This window comes from Saccharibacillus brassicae (assembly GCF_006542275.1).
Taxonomy (GTDB): Bacteria; Bacillota; Bacilli; order Paenibacillales; family Paenibacillaceae; genus Saccharibacillus; species Saccharibacillus brassicae.
Window position 1 is genome coordinate 1,583,816 of sequence record NZ_CP041217.1, and the last position, 23,506, is coordinate 1,607,321.

21 protein-coding genes and 1 riboswitch are annotated in these 23,506 nt (G+C 59.0%); of the genes, 3 read left to right on the plus strand and 18 right to left on the minus strand.

All coding sequences use genetic code 11. The features are described from left to right. Nucleotides 1–189 precede the first annotated feature (189 nt). Together mqnE and FFV09_RS06495 are read left to right on the plus strand one after the other, a co-directional pair. On the plus strand, nucleotides 190–1,296 hold the full coding sequence (mqnE, locus tag FFV09_RS06490; RefSeq protein ID WP_141447091.1) for an aminofutalosine synthase MqnE: 1,107 nt from the start codon (nucleotides 190–192) through the stop codon (nucleotides 1,294–1,296). Nucleotides 1,297–1,345: 49 nt separating this feature from the next. Beyond that, nucleotides 1,346–2,410, plus strand: coding sequence for an NAD(P)/FAD-dependent oxidoreductase (locus tag FFV09_RS06495; protein WP_141447093.1), 1,065 nt, complete (start codon nucleotides 1,346–1,348; stop codon nucleotides 2,408–2,410). Between the two features lie 404 nt (nucleotides 2,411–2,814). Here the strand turns inward: FFV09_RS06495 and FFV09_RS06500 are convergent, their stop codons facing one another. The 4 genes from FFV09_RS06500 to FFV09_RS06515 all read right to left on the minus strand — a co-directional run bounded on the left by FFV09_RS06500 (nucleotide 2,815) and on the right by FFV09_RS06515 (nucleotide 7,638). After that, nucleotides 2,815–3,663, minus strand: coding sequence for a PRD domain-containing protein (locus FFV09_RS06500; protein WP_141447094.1), 849 nt, complete (start codon nucleotides 3,661–3,663; stop codon nucleotides 2,815–2,817). A 47-nt stretch (nucleotides 3,664–3,710) separates the two neighbouring features. Continuing rightward, nucleotides 3,711–5,174 (minus strand): glycoside hydrolase family 1 protein, encoded by a 1,464-nt coding sequence (locus FFV09_RS06505; protein WP_141447096.1) that lies wholly within the window; start codon nucleotides 5,172–5,174, stop codon nucleotides 3,711–3,713. 25 nt (nucleotides 5,175–5,199) lie between these two features. Beyond that, nucleotides 5,200–7,116 (minus strand): beta-glucoside-specific PTS transporter subunit IIABC, encoded by a 1,917-nt coding sequence (locus FFV09_RS06510; RefSeq protein WP_141447098.1) that lies wholly within the window; start codon nucleotides 7,114–7,116, stop codon nucleotides 5,200–5,202. 264 nt (nucleotides 7,117–7,380) lie between these two features. After that, nucleotides 7,381–7,638, minus strand: coding sequence for a YuzB family protein (locus tag FFV09_RS06515; RefSeq protein ID WP_141447100.1), 258 nt, complete (start codon nucleotides 7,636–7,638; stop codon nucleotides 7,381–7,383). Nucleotides 7,639–7,843: 205 nt separating this feature from the next. Between FFV09_RS06515 and FFV09_RS06520 the strand changes: the two genes are divergently transcribed. After that, complete coding sequence (locus FFV09_RS06520; protein ID WP_141447102.1) at nucleotides 7,844–8,089, plus strand: NifU family protein; 246 nt, start codon at nucleotides 7,844–7,846, stop codon at nucleotides 8,087–8,089. 197 nt (nucleotides 8,090–8,286) lie between these two features. Here the strand turns inward: FFV09_RS06520 and FFV09_RS06525 are convergent, their stop codons facing one another. The 14 genes from FFV09_RS06525 to FFV09_RS06590 form a co-directional block, all read right to left on the minus strand. Further along, a complete protein-coding gene (locus FFV09_RS06525; RefSeq protein WP_141447105.1) occupies nucleotides 8,287–9,141 on the minus strand; it encodes a MetQ/NlpA family ABC transporter substrate-binding protein in 855 nt (284 codons plus the stop codon). A 34-nt stretch (nucleotides 9,142–9,175) separates the two neighbouring features. Beyond that, nucleotides 9,176–9,847: a methionine ABC transporter permease gene (locus tag FFV09_RS06530; RefSeq protein WP_141447107.1), complete on the minus strand. Its 672-nt coding sequence runs from the start codon at nucleotides 9,845–9,847 to the stop codon at nucleotides 9,176–9,178. After that, the gene (locus FFV09_RS06535) at nucleotides 9,844–10,860 is read right to left on the minus strand and encodes a methionine ABC transporter ATP-binding protein (RefSeq protein ID WP_425472277.1); all 1,017 of its coding nucleotides are present in this window, start codon (nucleotides 10,858–10,860) and stop codon (nucleotides 9,844–9,846) included. Before FFV09_RS06535 ends, FFV09_RS06530 begins: the two co-directional genes overlap by 4 nt. Before the next feature lie 217 nt (nucleotides 10,861–11,077). Beyond that, a riboswitch (SAM riboswitch) is annotated at nucleotides 11,078–11,220 on the minus strand. Between the two features lie 291 nt (nucleotides 11,221–11,511). Further along, the gene (locus tag FFV09_RS06540; RefSeq protein WP_141447109.1) at nucleotides 11,512–12,417 is read right to left on the minus strand and encodes a COX15/CtaA family protein; all 906 of its coding nucleotides are present in this window, start codon (nucleotides 12,415–12,417) and stop codon (nucleotides 11,512–11,514) included. A 263-nt stretch (nucleotides 12,418–12,680) separates the two neighbouring features. Then, a complete protein-coding gene (locus FFV09_RS06545; RefSeq protein WP_141447110.1) occupies nucleotides 12,681–13,031 on the minus strand; it encodes a thioredoxin family protein in 351 nt (116 codons plus the stop codon). A 78-nt stretch (nucleotides 13,032–13,109) separates the two neighbouring features. Beyond that, complete coding sequence (locus FFV09_RS06550) at nucleotides 13,110–14,732, minus strand: putative polysaccharide biosynthesis protein (RefSeq protein ID WP_141447112.1); 1,623 nt, start codon at nucleotides 14,730–14,732, stop codon at nucleotides 13,110–13,112. Nucleotides 14,733–14,779: 47 nt separating this feature from the next. Continuing rightward, a complete protein-coding gene (locus tag FFV09_RS06555; RefSeq protein ID WP_141450372.1) occupies nucleotides 14,780–15,259 on the minus strand; it encodes a DUF456 domain-containing protein in 480 nt (159 codons plus the stop codon). A 49-nt stretch (nucleotides 15,260–15,308) separates the two neighbouring features. Next, the gene (locus tag FFV09_RS06560; RefSeq protein ID WP_141447114.1) at nucleotides 15,309–16,139 is read right to left on the minus strand and encodes a Cof-type HAD-IIB family hydrolase; all 831 of its coding nucleotides are present in this window, start codon (nucleotides 16,137–16,139) and stop codon (nucleotides 15,309–15,311) included. Nucleotides 16,140–16,285: 146 nt separating this feature from the next. Further along, nucleotides 16,286–17,260 (minus strand): Gfo/Idh/MocA family protein, encoded by a 975-nt coding sequence (locus FFV09_RS06565; RefSeq protein ID WP_141447117.1) that lies wholly within the window; start codon nucleotides 17,258–17,260, stop codon nucleotides 16,286–16,288. Nucleotides 17,261–17,416: 156 nt separating this feature from the next. Beyond that, the gene (locus FFV09_RS06570; RefSeq protein ID WP_141447119.1) at nucleotides 17,417–18,295 is read right to left on the minus strand and encodes a metal ABC transporter permease; all 879 of its coding nucleotides are present in this window, start codon (nucleotides 18,293–18,295) and stop codon (nucleotides 17,417–17,419) included. Beyond that, nucleotides 18,292–19,254 carry a metal ABC transporter permease gene (locus FFV09_RS06575; protein ID WP_141447120.1) on the minus strand — a complete coding sequence of 321 codons (963 nt, stop codon included), beginning with the start codon at nucleotides 19,252–19,254 and terminating at the stop codon, nucleotides 18,292–18,294. The genes FFV09_RS06570 and FFV09_RS06575 overlap by 4 nt, the downstream gene beginning before the upstream one ends. Nucleotides 19,255–19,312: 58 nt before the next feature. Then, a complete protein-coding gene (locus FFV09_RS06580) occupies nucleotides 19,313–20,095 on the minus strand; it encodes a metal ABC transporter ATP-binding protein (RefSeq protein ID WP_141447121.1) in 783 nt (260 codons plus the stop codon). A gap of 59 nt (nucleotides 20,096–20,154) precedes the next feature. After that, the gene (locus FFV09_RS06585) at nucleotides 20,155–21,105 is read right to left on the minus strand and encodes a metal ABC transporter solute-binding protein, Zn/Mn family (protein ID WP_141447122.1); all 951 of its coding nucleotides are present in this window, start codon (nucleotides 21,103–21,105) and stop codon (nucleotides 20,155–20,157) included. A gap of 275 nt (nucleotides 21,106–21,380) precedes the next feature. Continuing rightward, the gene (locus FFV09_RS06590) at nucleotides 21,381–23,420 is read right to left on the minus strand and encodes a peptidoglycan D,D-transpeptidase FtsI family protein (protein ID WP_141447123.1); all 2,040 of its coding nucleotides are present in this window, start codon (nucleotides 23,418–23,420) and stop codon (nucleotides 21,381–21,383) included. Nucleotides 23,421–23,506: the final 86 nt, after the last annotated feature.

The following is a 23,506-nucleotide window of genomic DNA, read 5'->3' on the forward strand; positions in this document are numbered from 1 at the left end:
AAGAATGCTTGTCGGCCCACCGATGTAACTTTTTTCACACTTTCAGAAACGGCTTGTCCGTTTCAGCAAGATAGCGGCCGCCGCGTGCGGCTATGTTTTTGTTGTCTGTCCAGTATTCCGGTCCTATTCGGTCCGGCCCGTTCCGGTGCGGTAGCGCCGCCTCGGGATCAACGAGGAGGTTCTTACAAAATGTCTACGATCATCAATCCCACCATGGATAAGCGCATGGCCGAAATCGCCGAGAAGGTTCACAATGGGCAGCGTTTGAGCTTGGAAGACGGCGTTTATTTATATCAGAGCGAAGATATTTTGACGATCGGCCAGTTGGCCAACGAAGTCAACCTGCGCAAGAACGGCAAAAAGGTCTATTTTATCGAAAATATGAGCCTGTACTTCACCAACGTCTGCGAAGCGCACTGCGCGTTCTGCAACTTCCGCAAAGACGAGGGCGAAGAAGGTTCGTACACGCTGAGCGGCAGCGAAATGGTCCGCTACGTCGAAGAGAACATCACGCCGGGCGTGCGCGAGTTCCATATCGTCGGCGGCCATAACAACAACGTGCCGTTCCAATACTACGTCGATTCCCTGGCCGCGCTGAACGAGCGTTTCCCGGAAGTGACGATCAAAGCGTACACGGCGGCGGAGATCGACTTCTTCACCCGCATCAGCGGACTGTCGATCGAAGAAGTGCTGCGCGCGCTTCAGGGCGCGGGCCTCAAATCGCTGACCGGCGGCGGCGCGGAGATTCTCTCCGACGAATACCGCCAGAAAATGCGCGTCGACAAAGCGAACGTGGACCGGTATCTCGAAGTGCACCGCACCGCCCACAAGATCGGTATGCGCACGCACACGACGATGCTGTACGGTTCGATCGAGAGCCACGAAGACCGCATCAACCACATGATCCAGATCCGCGAGCTTCAGGACGAGACGAACGGATTCATGGTGTTCATTCCGCTGTCCATGCAGCCCAAGAGCCGCAATGCCAGCATTATGCGCCGCAACTCGGCCTACGAAGATCTCAAGACGATCGCGATCAGCCGTCTGATGCTCGACAACATCGATCATATCAAAGCGTACTTCATCAATATCGGCACGCAGCTGACGCAGATGGCGCTGACGTTCGGAGCTTCGGACGCGCACGGCACCATCGTCAAGGAACGGATCAGCCACGCCGCGGGCGCGCTGACTCCGGAAGGCTTGACGCGCAAGGAACTGATCTGGTTGATCAAGGGAGCGGGCCGCATCCCGGTAGAACGCGACACGTTCTACAACGAAGTCGAAGTGTACGAGTAGAGGCTTCGCGCCGGCAGCTCGACCAATCCACACACTAAGGAGATCTGATATGAAAAATCTCGTTATTCTCGGCGGGGGCTACGGCGGCCTGACCATTCTCGATACCCTCTCGGAAAATCTTCCTTCGGACGTGAACGTGACGCTGATCGATCGGCTTCCTTTTATGGGACTCAAAACGGAATATTACGCGCTGGCGGCGGGAACCGTGTCCGACCACAAACTGCGGATCGCGTTCCCGAACCATCCCCGCATCACGAAGCATTTCGGTACGGTGGAGCAGATCGATCTGGAAAATAAAAAAGTGCTGCTGCAAAACGACGAGCCGGTTCCTTACGACCAGCTGGTCGTCGCGCTCGGCTGCACCGACAATTACCACGGCGTCCCTGGCGCGGACGAATTCACGTACAGCATCCAGTCGCTGCACGCTTCGCGCCGCACGAACGACAAGCTCAGCAGCCTCAAGCCTTCCGCCCACGTGCATATCGTCGGCGGCGGCCTCAGCGGCATCGAGCTTGCGGCCGAACTGCGCGAGAGCCGGCACGATCTGCGGATCACGCTGCTCGACCGCGGCGAGCGCCTGCTCTCGTCGTATCAGCCGCGGATCTCGCGCTACGTGCAGGACTGGTTCAAGAAACACGACGTCGAAGTGTGCCACAAAGTCTCGATCAGCCGCGTGGAGCAGGACGCGCTCTATAACGGCGACGAACTGATGCACACCGATGCCGTCGTCTGGACGGCCGGCATCCAGCCGGTCGACGTCGTGCAGAACATGAACGTCACCAAAGACCGTTCGGGCCGCGTCGTCATCAACGAATATTCGCAGATCGAGACGTACCCGGAAGTGTTCGTCTGCGGCGACTGCGCCAGCCTGGAGTTCGCTCCGAGCGCCCAGGCGGCGGAAGCGCAGGGCGAGCAGATCGCCCACGTGCTGCTCGCCTTCTGGAAAAACGAGAAGCCGAAGCTCAAGCCGATGAAGCTCAAAGGCATGCTTGGTTCCCTCGGCCAGAAAGCCGGCTTCGGCCTGAACGTCATCGGCGATACGTCGATTACCGGCCGCGTGCCGCGCATGCTCAAGAGCGGCGTCCTGTGGATGTCGAAGCATAATCTGGGGTAGAAGATCCGGCTTTGGGGAGCCGACGGGAAGATTCAGTTCGCGCGGAGCGTCCTATGCGGACGTGGAAAACCCAATCCGCGCCGCCCGGCCTGTGAAGCTGCGGAGAACTTGATTCCGATCGCTTGTTGCCTGTGGGAAATAGGATTGGATGTTGTCAGGGAGATTTCCCACAGACAAAGGCGAGCACTCCGTTTCTCCATTCAAGTTCTCCTCCGCCTCCCTGCCCGATGAAGTTTACGTCAACTTCCCCAGCCCAAAGAAGCCGTACTCGATATCCGAGTACGGCTTCTTTTTTGTTGCCCGGCTAACAGCCTTGGGCTTATACAAAGGCGAAAAGAAATCCCGCCTCCAATCCGTTGGAGAGCCGGCCCCGGCTCTCCACAAACCGTACCTTTTCCAGGCGGCTACTCCAGCTCGTTGTACGACATCAGGCGATGGATATGCACCGCCAGATAGGTCAGTTCGTCGTTCGTAATGACTTTTCCGTGCACCTGCTCCACGTAGGCTTTGATCTTGAATGCCCCGTCCATCGCCTGCGGGTAGAGCGTGGCGATCTGCTCGAACAGCAGATCGTCTTTGGCCTGCAGCATCCGATCCGAATAGAAGCGCTCGACGAAAAATTTCACGTGCGTAATGAACCGCGTGTAATGGATATTTTCCGTATCCAGATCGATATGCAGCGAATACCGGACGAGATTGACGATGCTGCCGATCAGCTTGGCGTATTTCATCCCGTCTTTCGACTCGGACTTGCCGCCCTGCGCATTGATCAAATGGAAAGCGATATTCGCGGCTTCTTCTTTGGGCAGTTCAAGCTCCAGCCGTTCGTTCATGAGATGCAGCGCGAACAGGCCGATCTCGAACTCTTCCGGGTAGTAGTTTTTGATCTCCCAGAACACTTTGTTCGTCAGGTTGATGTCTTTCTTGTAGCGTTCGACGGCGAAGCTCAAATGGTCCATGAGCATAAAATACGTGCCGGGATTCAGCTTCGTCTGCAGCTTGCGTTCGGCATAGGCCATAATCTCGCGCGTCAGTTCGACGTAGACGGGCTCGATCGCGTCCAGCATGCCGAGATACTCTTTGACTTTGACGTCTTCGACCGGAACGAACGTCTGGTCGACCTGGTTCTCGTCGATCAGACTGCCCGTTTTTTGCCCGTAGCCGATGCCTTTGCCGAAAACGATATATTCTTTGCCTTGATCGTCCTCGACGAGCACGACGCTGGAGTTCAGCACTTTTTTGATTTTGATCATCTTGTCTGGTTCCCCTTCCTGCCGGAAAGATCGGAGCAGCCGACCGGTTACAGTTCTTCCCCGTTGGTCTCGATCACTTTTTTGTACCAGTGGAACGAGTCTTTGCGGCTGCGCGCAAGCGTGCCGTTGCCGAGATCGTCCTGATCGACGTAGATGAAGCCGTAACGCTTGGACATCTGCGACGTGGAAGCGCTGATCAGGTCGATCGGCGCCCAACTCGTATAGCCGAACAAATCGACGCCGGCTTCCACCGCTTCTTTCATCTGCCGGAAATGGTCGCGGAAATACTGGATACGGTACTCGTCGTGGATCGAACCGTCTTCCGCCACTTCGTCGACCGCGCCCATGCCGTTTTCCACGATAATCAGCGGCTTTTTGTAGCGGTCGTACAGTTCGATCAGCGAGATTTTCAGACCGACCGGATCGATCTGCCAGCCCCAGTCGGTCGACGGCAGATACGGATTTTTGACGCCCATGATCGTATTGCCCGCTGTGCGTTCCTTGCCGGCTTCCGCCGATTCGGTCAGCGACATGTAATAGCTGAACGACACGAAGTCGACGGTATGCGCTTTGAGCACTTCGCGGTCGCCCGGTTCCATCCGGATGTGCACGCCTTTGCTTGCCAGAATGCGCTCGGTCAGAATCGGATATTCGCCGAACACCTGCACGTCGGAATAGAAATAATTGTTCAGGTTGCGCTGAAGCGTGATCTCCACGTCGTTCGGGTTGCACGTGTTCGGATACGTCGTCAGCTTGGTCAGCATACAGCCCATCAGGCTGCCGGGAATGATCTCGTGGCAGTCTTTGGTCACCATCGCCGAAGCGACGAGCTGATGGTGCAGCGCCTGGTACACGACCTGGTCTTCCTGCCCTTCCGGGCAGCGGTCGGGGATAATGCCCGCCGTCGTGAACGGATGGCGGTTGATACTGTCGACTTCGTTGAAGGTAAGCCAGTATTTGACGAGATTTTGGTACCGCGTGAAGCAGACCCGGCTGAATTCCACGAAATAGTCGACGACTTTGCGTTCGTACCAGCCGTTATATTTGAGACTGAGCGCAAGCGGCATTTCGTAATGCGACAGAGTCACGATCGGCTCGATATGCAGACGTTTCATTTCGGTAAACAGATTCTCGTAAAATTGCAGCCCTTTCTCGTTCGGCACGCTTTCTTCGCCGGTCGGGAAAATGCGGCTCCACGCAATCGAGACGCGCAGCGTTTTGAAGCCCATTTCGGCAAACAACGCCAGGTCTTCCTTGTACCGGTGATAAAAATCGATGCCGCGGCGTTTCGGATAATCCCGGTCGCTCGGATCGGCCATCGCTTCTTCGATCATCTTCGTGGAGATACCCACGTGCCCGGCATAGTCTTCCACGCTCAAATGCGGCTTGTAGCTGGCCACGTCGGCGACCGAAGGTCCTTTGCCGTCTACATTCCATGCGCCTTCCGCCTGATTGGCGGCGATAGCGCCGCCCCACATAAAGTTTTTCGGAAATCCTTTGTACGTTGTCATGATTGGTTGCCTCCCAAAAGTAGGTTTAGTCGGTCAGCGCGGTCACGGTCATCAGCGTATCGTGACGACCGACTTTTCTCAAGTTGGCCACGTCGACCCGGTAACGGTCTTTGCTTGTGACGATGGCCAGCACGACCGGGTCGTAGCCTTCCGCCGCAATTTGTGCATAGTCGAATTTCATGAGCAGGTCGCCGGCTTTGACTGTATCTCCGGCCTGCACCTGCGGATCGAAATGTTTGCCTTTGAGCCGGACCGTATCGATGCCGACATGGAACAGCAGCTCCGCGCCGTTGGTCGTGCTCATGGCGATGGCGTGCTTTTTGCCGAACACCATTTCGATCCTGCCGTCGACCGGGGCGTACAATTCTCCGACGGAAGGAACGATCGCCAGACCTTCCCCCATCGCTTTGGTCGAAAAGACTTCGTCGTTCACGTCGGACAGCGGAATTTGCTCGCCGATCGCCGGGCTTTTGAAGATCTCGGCGGCCTGCAGGCTGCCCGCGAATTGACGCCGCTCCTCGGCCGCGCGGCTTGGAGCCGGTACGGCTTCGGCGGCTGCGGCGGCTTCGGCCGGGCTGTCCTTGAACAGCAGCAGAGCTGCGGCGAACGACGCGGCGAGCGCGATCAGCAGGCCGATAATGGCGTTCACGATATTGCCCGGCAGGTCTTCGACGATAAACATCGACAAGCTGGCGAGTCCCGGTCCGACGAGCACCAGCGCCTGCAGCGCGACGATGCCGACGTAAGCGCCGCCCACGAGCGAGCCGGCCATAACGCTCCACAGCACTTTTTTGTGCTGCAGGGTGACGCCGTACAGCGCCGGTTCCGTAATGCCGAACAGCGCGGAGACGCCGGCCGAGATCGCCGTTGCGCGCAGCCGTCTGTCTTTGGTGCGGATCGCGACCGCGAAGCAGGCGCCGCTCTCCGCCGAGTTATGCGCCAGCGAAGCCGGCAGATAGAGCAGTTCCTTGCCGGCCGATCCCATCGTGGCGATCGCGTACGGCAGCAGCGCTTTGTGCATGCCGACCGAGACGACGAACGGCAGCACGGCGGCCAGCAGCGCGACGGCGACCCAGCCCACCGTATCGAACAGCGTCAGGATGATCGAAGTGAAGCCTTCGCCCAGCGTATAGCCGAGCGGCCCGAGCAGCAGGAGCGAGATCGGCACGGTAATGACGAGCGCCATCATCGGAACGAAGAAGACGCGGATGACCTTCGGCGAGATGCGGGTAAACAGCTTCTCCATCTGCGCGTACAGCAGCACGGTCAGGATGGCCGGGAAGACCTGGTACGGGTACGCGATATTGCGCACCGTCAGGCCGAACAGCTGCGAGCCTTCCGCCAGCATCGCGCCCATGCTCGGCAGCAGCAGCGCGCCGACCGCGGACAGCGCGACGAGCGGACTGACCTTCAGCTTGTTCGCCGTCGTCACCGCGACGAGCAGCGGCAGGAAGTACAGCGGCGCATCGCCGATCTGGAACAGGATTTTGTACGTCTGCCCGTCCGAATCGATCCAGCCGGCGACGCTCAGCAGCAGCAGAAGCGACTTGAGCACGCCGCCGCCGGCAATCGCCGGCACGAGCGGGCCGAACACGCCGGTCAGGAAATCGAGGAATACGGCGCCCCATTTTCTTTTCTCCGCCGGTTTGTCGCCGCCTGCGGCCATGCCGCCGTCTTCGGACGAAGCGCCGGCATGGCCCGGACCGAGCAGGTCCACGACTTTGTCGTACACTTCCAGCACTTCGTTGCCGATGACGACCTGGCATTGGCTCGCCATTTTGACCGCGATCACGCCTTCGACGCTTTCGAGCTGCGGAACGTCGGCTTTGTTGTCGTCGATCAGCGTAAAGCGCAGCCGCGTCGAGCAGTGCTCGAAGTGAGACACGTTTTCTTTGCCGCCCACATGCTTCAGCACGTCGGTGGCGGTGCGTTTGTAGTCCATATCTATGCTCCTTTTTCAGGCGATATGAAAGGTTTCAGCCATTTTTCAACTAAAAAAGGACCTAAAACGCACAAATCCGGAGATTCGTTCGTTTTAGGTCCTGCCTGCATAACCAGTCACATGCCTAGTGGTTTATTGAATTGCTGTCAGTGTATCGCATATCGGTGAAAGCGTCAACATTACGGACGGTTTTTTTGTCGAAAAGTTTCGAATGTTCGAATTCAGGCGGAATTTAAACCGTCTCTCTCCCATTCAACCCTAGTCCTAGTCCAGATCCAGAGACGCCCAAGGATCTTCTTCGTTCATCTTCGCTTCGATCGCTTTCTCCAGCGCCTCTACGGTCTCCGCTTCGACGACATCGCTGTTCACCATCGCATACGGGCCGAAATCGCATTGCCCGCAGTTGCCGAGACAGCCGTATTCGATGACATCGTATTCGGGATTGGCTTCAAGCTTGTCGAACAGCTCCTGCGTGCCGTGGTGCATATTGCTGGCACAGAACTCGATAATCGGTCTGATCATCATTTTCTCACCTATTCTCATTTATTCTCAGCCGCATGACGGCAAACTTGGAATGCTTCTTTAATTTTCGATTCATTTATATTATAATACAAGAGAGACTTTTGCAAAGTTTGATTTATTGTTTCATTCTTTTGCAAAATGATTCTCCGAAGTGACTACGCGGTTACAACTGTACGCTTCAAACATTTGAGAGGAGCTGACCATAATGAGTGAAAGTACACAACTCGACATGTATGATGAAGTTCTGGACGTGCTGGACAAACTGCGTCCTTTCCTGCAGCGCGATGGCGGAGACGTTGAATTGGTTGACGTTGAAGACGGCATCGTGAAGCTGAAGCTCGTCGGCGCTTGCGGCAGCTGCCCAAGTTCCACGATTACGCTGAAAGCCGGTATCGAACGCGCCCTGTTCGAAGAAGTCGAAGGCGTAAACGAAGTTATCCAGGTCTTCTAAGACGGACCCCGGTTCGTATACAAGATTTCGCTTAGGCGAACATGGAACGAGAGCGTCGAATCTTCGGATTCGGCGCTTTTTGTTTGTCTTTTTAAAAAAACAACGGATCTCACCAAAAAAAGTCCCGTTCTCCATCAGGAGTCCGGGACTTTTGGTGTGAATCGGCAGATCGGGAACGACGGTTCAGAGGTTCGCGCTTAGAAAGCGGGAATGATCTCGCCTTTGTATTCTTCTTGAATGAACGCTTTGGTATCTTCCGAGTTCAGAGCCGCGATCAATTTCTTGATGGCGTCGGAATCTTTGTTGTCTTGACGGGTAACGAGCAGGTTCGCGTAAGGTACGTCGCTGTCTTCTTTGAACAGGGCGTCTTCGCCCGGGGACAGGTCGGCTTCAAGCGCGTAGTTGGCGTTGATCATGCCCAGGTCGACTTCGTCGAGCTGACGCGGAATCGCTGCGGCTTCGATCGGCAGGAACTTGAGGTTCTTGGTGTTCTCTGTCACGTCGCGCTCGGTCGACGTGATGTCCGCGCCGTCTTTGAGCTTGATCAATCCTTGTTTTTGCAGCAGCAGCAGCGCGCGTGCCGTATTGGTCGGATCGTTCGGGATGGCTACGGTCGCGCCGTCGGCCAACTCGTCGATCGATTTGATTTTTTTGGAATAGCCGGCGAACGGTTCGATGTGTACGGAAGCGACGCTGACCAGGTCCGTGCCGTTTTTCTCGTTTTGCACGTCGAGGTACGATTGGGTCTGGAAGAAGTTCGCGTCAAGCGATTTCTCGGCCAGCTGCGTGTTCGGCAGGATGTAATCCGAGAATTGGACGATTTCCAGGTTCACGCCTTCTTTTTCCAGCGCAGGCTTGATGTGTTCCAGAATGACGGCGTGAGGGACCGGAGAAGCGCCGACTTTGAGCGTGACCGCTTCGGTCGAAGCCGCGTCGCCGGAACCGGCAGCGTCCGTGCCTGTCGAAGCCGTGGTACCGCCGCTGCTGTTGCCGCATGCGGCCAGCAGAGCGACGAGCGCAAGCGTGAGTACTGCGAGAATCCATTTTTTCATTGTGTTTCTCCCCTTTTGTTCGCTATTTTATGTTTTATTTCCGGGTAAAATGAAGGACCAGACGATCGCCGATCATCTGAATGATCTGTACCATCAGCACGATCAGCACGAGCGATACGAGCATGACGGCTGTCTCGTAGCGGTAATAGCCGTAGTTGACCGCAAGCGTGCCGAGGCCGCCGCCTCCGACCAGCCCCGACATGGCGGTGTACGAGATCAGGGCGATGACCGTGACGGTGAAGCCCGCAATCAGGCCCGGCAGCGATTCGCGCAAGATGACTTTGTACACAACCTGCCACGTGGAAGCGCCCATCGACTGGGCCGCTTCGATCACGCCGCGGTCCACTTCGCGCAGCGCGGTCTCGACGAGCCGTGCGAAGAACGGGGCGGCTCCGATGACGAGCGGCGGAATCATGCCCCGTACGCCGATCGAAGTGTTGACGATTTCCTTCGTGATCGGAATCAACGCGATGATCAAGATGATGAACGGAACCGAGCGCAGGATGTTGACGATCACCGACAGGATGCTGTACAGCACCCGCAGCACGTACGACGACGACCGCGCCCACAGGAACAGCACGATGCCGAGCGGAAGGCCGAGAAGCAGCGTGAACAGGCTGGAGTAGCCGAGCATCTGGAGCGTTTCGACCGTGGCTTTGCCGAACTCTTCCCAGTTGACTTGCGAAAAATCGAGTTTGCCGTTCATTGCAGTTCCTCCACTTCAAGCCTTTGTTCGGTCAGGCGCCGCAGCGTGTTGTCGATCGACGCGGCGTCGCCTTCGAAACGGACGACCAGCTGCCCGTACGGCGTTTCCTTGATCCGCGAGATCGTGCCCTGCAGAATCGCGAAGTCGACGCCCGTCTCCTTCACCGTCTGCGACAGCGTCGATTGATACGTCAACTCGCCGATAAACGTCACTTTGACCGTCCGCGAAGACGGCACGTGCACGGCCCGGATCGCTTCTTCGAACATCTCTCCGCCTTCGGATTCGCGCTTGATGAACTCCTGCGTAATCGTCTCTCTCGGCTTGAGGAACACGTCGATAACCGGCCCCTGCTCCACGATAATGCCGCCGTTGATAACGGCGACCTTGTCGCAGATACTCTGGATGACGTGCATCTCGTGCGTGATAAGCACGATGGTCAAGCCCAGCTTGCGGTTGATGTCGAGCAGCAGACGCAGGATGGAATCCGTCGTCTGGGGATCGAGCGCCGACGTCGCTTCGTCGCACAGCAGCACGCGCGGGTTGGGCGCCAGCGCCCGGGCGATGCCGACCCGCTGCTTCTGCCCGCCGGACAGCTGCGCCGGATATTTGCTCGCGTGTTCGGTCAGCCCGACCAGTTCGAGCATCTCGTTCACCCGGCGGTTGATCTCCGTACGCGATTTGCCTTCAAGCTTGAGCGGAAAAGCGACGTTCTCGTAGACGGTCGCCGAAGACAGCAGGTTGAAATGCTGGAAAATCATGCCGAGCTTGCGGCGTTCGCGCTGGAGCTGCCTCTTGCCGAGCCGGGTAATGTCCGTCTCGCCGATCCAGACCGAACCGCTCGTCGGCTGCTCCAGACGGTTGATACATCGGATCAGCGTGCTCTTGCCGGCTCCGGAATGGCCGATGATGCCGAAGATTTCCCCTTGGGCGATCTCCAGATTGATGCCGTTCAACGCCGTCATCGTCTTGCCTCTCGTGGTATAGGTCTTAACCAAATTTTTGATGGTGATCACTCGGCTGGTCCTCCTAGCTGTCTAAAATCGCTTGTGTGTCGATTTGCCCACTTTAGGTTACGCGCTGTCGCCTTAAAGCCGGCGGGTATTCGCGGCGCACACCCGTTCTCCATGCCGGCCGCGCTTGCGGATCTAACCCGTGTATACCGCGGCTTGATAAATCAAAAAGCCCTTTTTGATAGACAAAAAGGGCTCGCATCGTATGCGGAAAGTCACCTTCTCATCTCCCAGAACCGTGGCTTGCGTTCTGTAGGAATTAGCACCATGACACCCTGCGCCGCACGTCTTCTTCGGACGTTCGCCTGCAGGATCGGTTGCCGGGCTTCATCGGGCCTGTCCCTCCGCCTCTCTCGATAAGAAAAATCTGAGATATCTAATTGGAAAGCTGGGGATTACGGAAATTCAAAAGAACCGAACCGAAATCCTTCACTCAGTATATTCAGTTTGGCACGTTTTGTAAAGGTCTCGCATGAAAATTTTCATCGCTTTCGGTCCGCCGGTTTGTCTTGCCGCCGCGGACAGATCCGGCGTACAAAAAAGAAGCCTCCGCAGAGACTTCTTGGCCGTACGCGCCTTCGCGCAAATTAGCATGCCTCCTGCGCCGGCTGCCCCGCCGGGCGGTTCATCCGCTGCGCGGGGACTGCCGGGCACTCAGGCTTGCGCCGTTTTCTTGACGCGCACCGACGTTTCTTCCCTGGCCGGAATCCGGCTCAATTCCCAGGTCCGGATACTCATGAAGCACAGGAACGCGAACAGGAAGTCCGTAATAAGCGTGTGCAGCATCGGAGCGAACATGTAATATTCGCTGCCGAGCGCAACGAGGTTGAGAATGCCACTGAGCGGCAGCGCGATCATCAGCACGATGACGATGATGCCCAGCTTGCGGATGTCCGGAATATGCGAGTAATTGCGAACCGCCATATGCCCGACGATCAGTACGAAAATGAGCAGCAGCGCGGACGCGATATGCAGCACGATCGACATTTTCGCCAGTTGGGTATGGCTGACCAGCGCACCCGTATAGACGACCGCATACGTGAACGCTGCCGAGAACACGGTCAAATTGCGCGTGCGCTTGCTGACCCGCTGCGCGGCGGGCGGCTCCTGGTAGCGCTCCAGGCTGCCTGCCCGGCGCACCGACAGCGCAAGCACGAGCGCGCTCGCGAACGCGATCAGCGCGAATCCGAAATGCAGCGCCATGATCGGCGGCGACTGCGAGAAGACGACAGCCAGCGCGCCCATGACCGCCTGCACGATGACGAAAAACGCCATGATCGCGGCATAGATTTGAAAATCGCGCCGTTTGCGCGCCCAGATCAGAAACGCCACGAGCGTGGCGAGCGCCAGCAGACCCGCGATGCCGGCCGTCAACCGGTGCGTGTACTCGATCAGCGAACCGATCGTGGTGCCCGGCACGAACTTGCCGTGGCAGAGCGGGAATTGGCGTCCGCATTCCAGGCCGGACCCCGTTCTCGTCACGACCACGCCGTTGAACGAGACGAGCAGCATGATCATGCACGATGCGTAGCTCAGCCATTTCAACACTTTATATTGCAAAAGTCTCACCGCCGATTCGAAAAGTAGTGGAGGGCATTCCCGTGCCGCGAACCCCGCAGCCGCCGAAATGCCTTTTCCTTTTATTATACCGGAAATGTATCCGGGTTAAGAATTGTCTTTGTGACAAAAAATGTTCAAATCGACGGCAAGTTTCCGGCTTATTGCCGGATTCCGTATGACCTTTATCATTGATGCCGGGGATCGAAGCCCGCACGCAGCAAAACGCCCGCCAGGGCGGCAGGCCGAAGCGGGCGTTTGCGGGATCAGTTCTGGCCGGCCAGTTGGCCGTGCACGGCGGCGGCGCGGTCGAGGAAACTCTCGATCTCGGCGCGCGATTTGCGGGCTTTGTTCACGAAGCGAATCAATTCCTTGCCGTTCGAAAAAGCGACGAAGCTCGGAATGCCGAGAATGTTCAGCTCGCGGCTGACCGCCTCGACTTCTTCGACGTCGACCTGGATCAGCTTGAGCTGGTCTTTGCGCTGTTCTTCGACTTCGGGCATGAACGGATCGATAAAGTGGCAGTCTCCGCACCAATCGGCGCGGAATACGGCTACGGTCAGTCCCGGACTTGCGATCTGCCGATCGAAATCGGCTTGGGTACGAATTTGTTCCATGCGAAATCTCTCCTTTGATGTTTCGTTATTCGGGCATCAATGCCGGTCTGTTTATTTTACCCCAATTTCGCCCGGGAATCATCCGCGCTGAAGGCGCATCAGCGGACGCAGCGCTTTTTGCAGCGGACGCGGGTACGAGCCCAGTTCGTCGCGGCGGATGACCCGCAGCACGACAAGCAGCACCAGGTAGATCGACGGCACAATCAAGCCGACCGCGCAGCAGGCGATGAAGAACGCCAGGCGGGCGTGCATGAACGCGCTCATCCAGCTGCCCAGCTCGCTGAGCCCGAAGCTTGCCGCGGCGACGACCATGCAGGTCGCGATGAAGGCCGGCCAGCGGCTGCCCAGCACCGAGAACGACACGATGCCGCGCAGCGTGTGCAGGTTAAGCAGCGTGATGACGAGGAAGCAGACGCCGGTCATGCCGATGATGCCGTAGATGCCGTAACTGCCGAGCAGCGGCGCAAGCGCCAGGCTGCCGGCGATTTTGACGACGAGGCCGATCGCGACGTGCACCATCGAGCGGCGGGCCAGGTTCATGCCGAGCAGCATCGAGTTGCTGACCATCATCGTAATCTGGAAAATGGTGCCGAGCGTCAGGATGGCGATGATGCCGGCGCCGTCCAGCGTACTGAACAGCAGGCCGTTGACCGAATAGGCGGCGCAGCCGAGCGCCAGTACGAGCGGCATGCCCGTCAGCGTCGCGATGCGCATCGCAAGCGTCACCTGCTGCTGCAAATGCTGCGTGTCTTTGCGGGCGAACGCGGCCGAGATGATCGGAATCAGCGACGTGCTGAGCGCGATCGCGAGAATCGGCGGGATGCCGGCGACGCTTTGGGCGCGGCTGCCGAGGATGCCGAGCTGCATCGTCGCCATCGCGTCGCCGATCTGTCCGATGAGCAGCGGCTTGACGATCGTCGTGTCGATGAAGTTGATCGCCGGAACGGCGAGCGCCGTCAGCACGATCGGAATCGACAGTTTGAAGATGTCGCCGTAAATGCGGCTGAGCGGAATAGTCTGATCGTGACGGTTGATCAGCGTCCGGCCTTTTTTGCGTTCGTTCTTCGACAGTTTCAGCGAAGCGAACAGCATGATCGCGAACGCGCCCAGGCTGCCGAGCACGCCGCCGAAGGTGGCGCCGGCCGCGATCGTCTCGCCGGGCTTGTCCATTTGCAGCAAAATGTAGGCCAACAGAATCGCGGTGAAGACGCGGGCGACCTGCTCGATGATCTGCGAGACGCCTCCGATCGCCATCATGTTGCGGCCCTGGAAATAGCCGCGCATCATGGCGATCGTCGGGAACAGGATCAGCGCCGGCGCAAGCGCCCGGATAGCCGGGGTCGCTTGCGGCAGCTCGATCAGCGCCGTGTACCACGGCGCGAAGATGTACAGCAGCAGCGTGATCACGACGCCCATCATGCCGGAGAACAGCAGCGCCGCATAATAGATGCGTCCCGCTTCCTGCGGCCGGTCGAGCGCGTAGCGCTCCGAGATCATCTTGCTGAGCGTGCTCGGAATGCCCGCCGTCGCGACCGTAAGCAGCATGAGGTACACGTTGTTGGCGGCGCTGAACGACGCGTTGCCGACGGGTCCGAGCATATGTTCCAGCGGAATCCGCTGCCCGAGCCCCAGCACCCGGGCGACGAGCGCGGCCGCCGCCAGAATGAGCGTCCCTCTGATAAATGATTCCTTTTTCGACAAAACCTATTCCCTTCTTTCTCCCGCAAAAAAAGCCGCAAGCGGCTTCCTTACACGATCCATATGATGAAGACGACAATCATGACGACCTGCAAAATGCCTTTGACGAGCGTGCTGCTGAGCAGCCCGATCAGGGCGCCCCAACCTGCGCGCAGCGCCTGCTTGAAGTTCGATCCGTGAATCAGCTCGCCGATCACCGCCCCGATAAACGGGCCGAGAATGAGGCCGAACGCCGGAATGACGAACGGGCCGAGAATCAAGCCGACCGTGCTGAGCTGGATCGACAGCTTGGAACCGCCGAACTTCTTGGTCCCCCAGGCTCCGACGACGTAATCGGCCACGATCAGCGCCACGAAGATCACCGTCTGGATGATCCAGAACCAGACCGTCAGCTCGCCGAACGAGAAAAACCAGCCGTAGACGAAGAAAGCGAAATAGATCGCGACCGCTCCCGGTAAAATCGGGAAAATCAAGCTCGCCATGCCGACGATAAACAGCGCGACCACAAGTACCCAACCCAGTATATCCAATGCGACCATGCCAGGTCCTCCTATGCTTTTCGGTTAGTGTCGCCTGTCCTCAAGCGGACGGGTCGTCTTCGCGCCGGATCTTGGATGCGGGCGTCTGCGACGCCGCGGCCGCCGGCTCGGCATCGTCGAATTCCTTGCCGCCAAGCATGTACTCGCGAATGACCTGCACGATGCCGTCTTCGTTGTTGCTCGCCACGACCACGTCGGCCGTCTGCTTGACGGCGTCCTGGGCGTTGCCCATCGCGACGCCGAGTCCCGCCGCTTCGATCACCGCGATATCGTTCAGGCTGTCGCCGACGGCGATAACCTGCTCCATCGTGATATCCAGCAGCTCGCATACCTGCGCGATCCCGCTCGCTTTGGAGATGCCTTCCGGGTTGATCTCCAGATTTTCCATCGACGAGTTGGTAATTTGCAGGCCGCCCATGTCCTGAAGCCGCATGAGGATCTGGTGCAGCACTTCGCGGTCCGACGTATTGTAGCCGAACTTCAGCCATTCCTTGTCTTCCAGCGTGTCCGTCCATTGATCGCGGTTGTACAGACGTTCCGTCGTATACGCCCAGAACCAGACGCCGTATTCTTCCGCCAGCGCGTGCATGCCGCGGACCGATTCCACGTCCATCAGCGCCCGGTAATGCAGCTGGTGCGGCGCTTTCCACACTTCGCTTCCGTTGACCGTCACCATCGGCGTCTCCAGGCCCAGCTCTACCGCGTACGGCAGGGCGTGCATGGCTGCGCGTCCCGTGGACAGGCAGACGTGGAACCCTTCCTTGATCGCGCGGCGGATCCATTTGGCCGTCTCTTCCGACACTTGATGGTCGTCGTTCAGCAGCGTGCCGTCCATATCCAGCGCAAGCAGCTTGTAATCGTAGCTCGTCATTCTTTTTGCCCCTTTCAAAACGTGTTCGCTCTCGCCATTCTATCACAATTCCATCCATGCTCCAAAGACGTTCCGCCGACCCGAAAACGCCGAAAAGCCCGTCGCCGGCAGAACCGGAAACGGGCCTTGCGTCTCTCCCCCTGAAGCTACAGCTTCATGCTGCGTCCGGACAGGGCGGATTGCAGCGCGGCGAACGTCACTTCCTGCGTTTTGCACGCGTCCGCATAGTCGGACCGGATCCGCGACGAATCGCCGGTACGCAGCGCATGCAGGAACGCTTCCGTCTGCCGCACGTACGGATCGCTCTCTTCGGCATGGCGCTTCTCCCCGTCGGCCCGCGTCTCCTTCAGCTCGCCCGGCGACCACTCCCACAGCCCTTCCCGCGCGTAAAAAGACAATCCGGCCCGGCCGACTCCCGCCGGCAGCACGCATGTGTTGGAAATGTTCGCGACGGCGCCGGACTTCATCTTGAGCGTAACCGTGCCGATATCGTGCACGTTCGTCCGCTCCCACTCTTCTTCCGGGAACCGGCTGGCGTACACCGCCCGCACTTCGTCCACCTCGCCGGCGCAGTAGCGCAGCAGATCGACGATATGCGTCGTCTGCTCGATAAACTGCCCGCCGGACTTCTCCTGTCTGCGCCACCATTCGGCCTGCGGCATATCGCCCATCCACATGCCCGTCGCGATACCGATCCGGCCGGGATGCAGCGCTTCGCGCAGCCGGTCCACGTTATCCTGATAGCGGAAATGGTAGCCGACGGACGTGATCAGCTCCGGCGACTTGAGGCGCATGAAGCCGAGAATGTCCTGCGGCACTTCGGCGTCCGTGCCAAGCGGCTTCTCGACGAGAAACGGAATGCCGCGCTCGATCAGCTCGCGTTCGATCTCGCCGTGCGCCATCGGCGGCACGCAGATGTAGACGGCATCGAGCGCCTGATGGTCCGCCAGCTCGGATACGCTTTCATAACCGGGCGCGTCGTACCGGATGCCGAACACGTCTCCCTTGTTTTTGCTGCTGCCGACGATGCCCGCGATTTCCACGCCTTCCGCCGCCGCGAGAATATCCGCGTGCTTGCCCGCAAACCAACCCGTACCCACGATTCCGATCTTTAGCGTCATGCGCTCCAGCCCCTTTTTTGTCCGCCGGCCGATCCGGCTTTTCTTCTTTCTAGGTTACCATGATTTTTCCGTAAAAATCCACTCTCCCCGCTTCCTGTTCTTCCTGCCAAAAAAGAAAGGCATCCTCCCCGGTCGGGAGGATGCCTGGCGTATCGCTTACAGCGCTTGAGCCGCTCTGCGGCCGCGCGCGAACTTCGCGATCATGCCGTGCGAAGGCGAGAAGATCAGCGTCAGAATGAACAGGATGCCGGCGATCGAGACGATGCAGCCCGCGATCGAAGCGTCCAGCAGGTACGAGACGAGGTAGCCGCCGACTGCCGAGACGATGCCGACCGCGACGCTGAGACCGATCATGACGCCCAGACGGTTCGTCAGCAGGTAAGCGGTCGCCGCCGGGATGATCAGCATGCCGACGACGAGAATCGCGCCGACGCTTTCGAACGAAGACACGGCCGTCATCGACACCATGCCCATGAGCAGGTAATGGAACAGCAGGACCGGAATGCCGCAGGCCGCCGCCATCGCCGGGTCGAATGCGCAGATCTTGAACTGTTTGTAAAAGAGTCCGAGCAGCAGCAGGATGACCGTCAGCGTAATCCCCAGCATCCAGACTGCCCTCGGCCCCATATCGGCGCCTCCGAACGTCCACGTATCCCACGGCACGTAGGCGATCTCGCCGAACAGCACGCAGTCGAGATCCAGGTCGATATGCTGGGCGTTCAGGCTGATCAGCAGCACGCCGACCGCGAACAGCGCGGTGAACACGATGCCGATCGAAGCGTCCGACTGCAGGCCGGACGTCTGGAGCGACTGGATCAGGAATACCGTCAGCAGGCCGAACGCGGTCGCGCCGAGCAGCATCCACATCGAATCGCGGGTACCGCTCATGAGAAACGCGATCGCGATGCCCGGCAGCACGGCGTGGCTGATCGCGTCGCCGACCAGCGCCATCCGCCGCAGGATCAGGAAACATCCCAGAATGGAGCAGGCGCTCGCGACCAGAACGGCGGTCAGAATAATCCAAAAGTCCATCATTTGCGTGTTCCTCCTTCTGCGGCGTTCAGGCTTTCGGCGGCGTTAAGCGCGCCCTGATCCGCCGAACGGGCGTAATCGGCTTTGAGGCTGCGATGGCGCAGCGACCGGGACAGCAGGCCGCGGCCCGGGGCCAGCAGCAGCGACAGGGCGAACAGCAGCGTGGCCGCGAGCACCGTGACCGGTCCGGTCGGGATGCCTTCGCCGAGCGTGCTGATCGCCGCGCCGGAAGCACCGCTCAGGGCGCCGAACAAGCCGGCGTACATGAGCATGACCGGCAGGCGGTCGGTCCAGTAGCGGGCCGCGGCCGCCGGCGTGATCAGCAGGGCGGCGACGAGCACGACGCCGACCGCCTGGATGCCGGCCGCGACCGCGACCGTCGTCAGAATGAGCAGGCCGTGTTCCAGCAGCCCGACCGGCAGGCCGATGCCGCGGGCGAAGCCCGGATCGAAGCTGATGAGCTTGAATTCCTTGAACAGCAGCATCGCCGCGACGATCAGCAGCACGGAGACGCCCATCAGGATGTAGACGTCGCCCGTGACCATCGCGCCCGCCTGGCCGAACAAATATTTGTCCAGGCCGCTCTGGCTGCCGCTGCCGCTATGCTGGATATGCGTCAGCATGACGGTGCCGACGCCGAAGAAGAACGTCAGCACAATGCCCATCGCGGCGTCGGACTTGATGCGCGTCCAGCGCGAGATCGCGCTGACGCACAGCACGGCGGCGATGCCCGCAATCAGGGCGCCGACGAGAAACAGCGAAGCCGATTTCACTTCATTGAGCATGAAGGCGACGCAGACGCCCGGCAGCGCCGCATGCGCCAGCGTATCGCCGAGCAGGCTCTCCCGGCGCAGAAACGTGAAGCTGCCGATAACGCCGCTGCCCAGACCGAGCAGCGTGCAGCCCATCAGAATCCAGCGCGTATTCGGATCGCTCCAGAGCGAGATCAACCAATCCAGCATGTGTGTGTCCTCCTTGTCCGCCGCGGCTGCGGCCGCTTGCGCATGTCTCTTGCCGTCTTCATTCGCCGACCAGCGCTTCCCGGCCGCTCGAACTGACGATCGCAAGCTTGCCGCCGTACGTCTCGTGCAGCAGCTCCGGCGTAAACGTCGTCTGCACCGGGCCTTCGGCAATCAGCTTTTTGTTGAGCAGCAGCACGTGGTCGAAATATTCTTCGACCGTGGACAGATCGTGATGCACGACCAGCACGGTCTTGCCGGCCTGCCTCAATTCGCCGAGCAGCGCGATGATCGCTTTCTCCGTCGCGGCATCGACGCCGGCAAACGGCTCGTCCATGAAGTAGAGATCCGCTTCCTGCGCCAGCGCCCGGGCGAGAAAGACCCGCTGCTGCTGGCCGCCGGACAGCTGGCTGATCTGCCGCCGCGCGAAGTCGGCCATGCCGACCTTGTCGAGCGTGTTCATCGCCAGCTCCTTCTCTTTGCGTCCCGGGCGTTTGATCCAGCCCAGATGGCCGTAGCGGCCCATCATGACCACGTCGAGCGCGTCCGTCGGGAAGTCCCAGTCGACCGACTCGCGCTGCGGCACGTAGCCGACGCGGCTGCGCATCTTTTTGTACGTGTCGCCGTAGATGCCGACCGTGCCGGAGATCGAAGGCACGAGGCCGAGGATCGCTTTGAGCAGCGTCGATTTGCCCGCTCCGTTGGGCCCGATCAGGGCGACCAGCTTGCCTTCGGGCAGGGTGAAGCTGACGTTCTCGACCACTGCTTTTTTCTGGTAGGCGACGGTCATGCCCGTTACGTTCAGCGGCGCGGCCGAGGCCGGCTGCCGGGATGAAGTGTTCATCTGTTCATGCCTCCTCTTGGAATGTCAGGATTGGAATTTTGTCGGGTACGGCTTGCGATTTATTTCAGCGCTTCCGCGATGGTGTCCGCATTATGCCGGATCATGCCGATATAGGTGCCTTCCGGCGTTCCCGGTTCGCCCATCGCGTCGGAGAACAGTTCCCCGCCGATCCGGACTTCGTGTCCCTGCCTCGCCGCTCCCGCGACGATCGCTTCCATCGATCTTGCCGGCAGGCTCGATTCGACGAACACCGCTTTGATATTGCGCTCGACCAGATAGTCGCGCAGCGTGCTGACGTCGCGTGCGCCGAATTCGGCCGCCGTGCTGATACCCTGCAGGCCGACGACTTCCACGCCGTACGCCTGGCCGAAGTAGCCGAACGCGTCATGCGCCGTCACCAGCACCCGGCCTTCTTCCGGGATCTCCAGCATGCGCTGCTTCACGTAGGCGTCCAGCTGCTCAAGCTCCCGGACGTAGCGCTCGCCCTGCTCGCGGTAAGCGGCTTCGTTCGCCGGGTCCGCGGCAATCAGCGTATCGCGCATATGCTCCGCCGCGACCGTCCAGAGATCGACGTCGAACCAGACGTGCGGATCGAACTCTTCGCTGTTCTCCGTTCCGATCAGTCGCTCCCTCGGCATGTGGTCCGTGACCGCGACGACCGTTTTGCGCAGCGCCATTTTCTCCAGAATGCGCTCCATATTGCCTTCCAGGTGCAGCCCTCCGTAGAAAACGACTTTCGCCCGGTCCAGCTTGCGGATATCGCCCTGCGAAGCTTTGAATAGATGGGGATCGACGCCCGGTCCCATCAGCGTCGTCACTTCGACGAATTCGCCGCCGATTTCCGCCGCTGCGTCGGCGATCATGCCTGTCGTCGCCGTCACGAGCAGCTTGCCGTCCTCGCTGACGCCCTGCGCGCTGCCGCTGCCGGAGCAGCCGGCCAGCAAAGCCGCGAGCAGCAGCAGCGGCATAAGCGAGGCCCAACCGCCCGTTCTTTTTTTGCCTGCGTGCATTCCGTTCCTCCTTCTGGAATCGGCTTTACGCCGCATTCTCCGATTGTTCTCTGTAAACTTTTCCATACGCTAAATTGTTTTCTTGGTGACTCTTTATTTCTCTGCGTTAAAAGTGTTTCCCTAGGGCAAATTTTAAGATAAAAAAAGGCAGAATGCAAGTACCGAGCGCGCATCCGGCCCAAAAACGCCAAAAAAAGCCCGCTTTCCGTAGAAAGCGGGCTTTTGAATCGCAGCCTGTACCGAATGGCGGCGCGAGAAACGAAGCGAGAAACGGCTTATTCGGCGTCGGCCGATTCGGCGTTTTCCGCGTCCGCGCTTTTTTTCGGTCCGTTTCCGTCGAGGCCGTACGTCTCGTCATAAGCGTCGAAGATCGCGCGTGCGATCGGCGCGGCGCTCTCCGAACCGAAGCCGCCTTCCGGCACCATCACGGCGACGGCAAGCTTCGGATTTTTGCGCGGAGCATAGGCGATAAACACGCCGTTGTCGACCTGCTTGCCATTCAGGTCCTGGGTGGACGTACCCGTTTTGCGGGCAAAATCGTAGGCGAAGTCGCCAAACGAATCGTCGACTTTGGTCTTCATGCCGCGTTGGATCGCTTCCCAGTAAGCATCCGGGAATTCGGCTTTGTTCAATACGGTAGGCACGTCTTTTTTGGTGACCACGCCGTCGGGACCGACGATTTTGCTCACCAGATGCGGCTGCATGCGCGAGCCCCGATTGGCCAGCATCGCCGTGTACTGCGCGAGCTGAAGGGTCGTGTATTTGCCTTTTTGGCCAAAGGAAGCAAAAGCCATCCGCGACAGCACGCTGCTGCCGTCTTTCGTATTGAAGTAATCGGCCGCTCCGGCCCATTCGCCCGGCAGGTCGACGCCGGTTCTGACGCCGAGGCCGAACTCCTTCATGTATTTGTCCCAAATCTTGAGCGAATTGGCGCCGTCGCGATTGTACAGCGCTTCGCCGATCTTTTTAACCATGAATGTATTGGAAGAACGTTCGATAGCGGTGACCGGGTTCAATATTCCGTACGGATGGCTGCCGGCGTTGCGGATCTTGTCCGTTCCTTTGCCGTATTCCGCGATGCCGGTATCGTTATACGTCGTGCCCAGCGTGATCAGCCCTTCTTCGAGGCCGATCAACACCGACAGCGGCTTGATCGTGGAACCGAGGTAGACGACGGACTCCGCCTTTTTGCCGGTATCGTTCGTCGGCTTCGAGCGGATCGCGCCGTTCAGGTACGAGTATTCCACGGCGTGATAATTATCGTCGCTGATCGAGCCCGTGCGGTAGACGTTGGCGTCGAAGTCGGGCATGTTCGCCATCGCCACGATATTGCCGCTGTCGATCTCCATCGCGACCGCCGAAGCGGAGACGGCTTTGGGCAGTTTCGACAGCTGGGCGCGCATCGCGTCTTCCGTCTTCATCTGCACGTTTTTATTGATCGTGCTCCACACGTCGCTGCCTTTGACCGGCGGTACGACTTCTTCCACGCCCTGCGCCGTGTTTTGCGCGCTGACGCCGATTTTGCGGTAGCCGTTTTTGCCGCGCAGCTCCTTCTGGTACTGCTGTTCGAGACCGAAATAGCCGACGTTTTCCGTCCGGCTGTACATCAATCCTTCGTCTTTTTGCGTTCGCAGTCCGGCAGCGATTTTTTTGTAGACGTCGATGCCGCTTTCGGCGCTGCTCACGGAATCGAATTTTTTGACATAGCCGATCGTTTGGACCGCAACCGTATCCGAATCGTAGCGCCGCAGCGTCTCTTCGGACACTTCGAACGACAGAAGGCCGGCATACTTATGCTTGTTTTCTTTGAAATAAGCCACTTCTTCGTCGCTGAGTCCGGTTTTGGCCGGTCTTGCGGAGTAGCCGTAGCTGTTGACGTTGTCGAGATCGAGCAGGTCTTTGCCGATCAGCTGCTCCATCGTCGGATTGACGATGTCTTTGCGCCCTTTTTGCTGAAACACGGCCAGAATCTCCTGCAGCGCGGCATCAAGTTTGGGGCGGTTCTTCAGACCTTCGCCTTTGCTAAAATCCTGCTCGAACGTCAGGTACAGCGTCTGCGTCGGTTCCGAATACGCCAGCTTGGCTCCGTCCGCCGAGTAGATCGTGCCCCGAACCGGCTTCATCGGGATATCCTGCGTCGCGCGTTCTTTCGCTTCTTCCTGAAGCTTGGGCGCTTCCACGAATTGGAGCGCGGCGGTACGTATAATAATGACGGCAAACACGACGAATACGGTGAAAAAGAACAGGCTCATGCGTATGCCGAAATTCCGGCGCTTGCGATGGTCTTCCTGTTCTTCCCTTGACCAGATTCTCATCCCATCCTCCTTGTGCGGCAGGAAAAGGCGCCCTTCGACAGAGCGCCCCTTGCCGTTCCGAATTTTGCTTGCACCTTGCACGACCG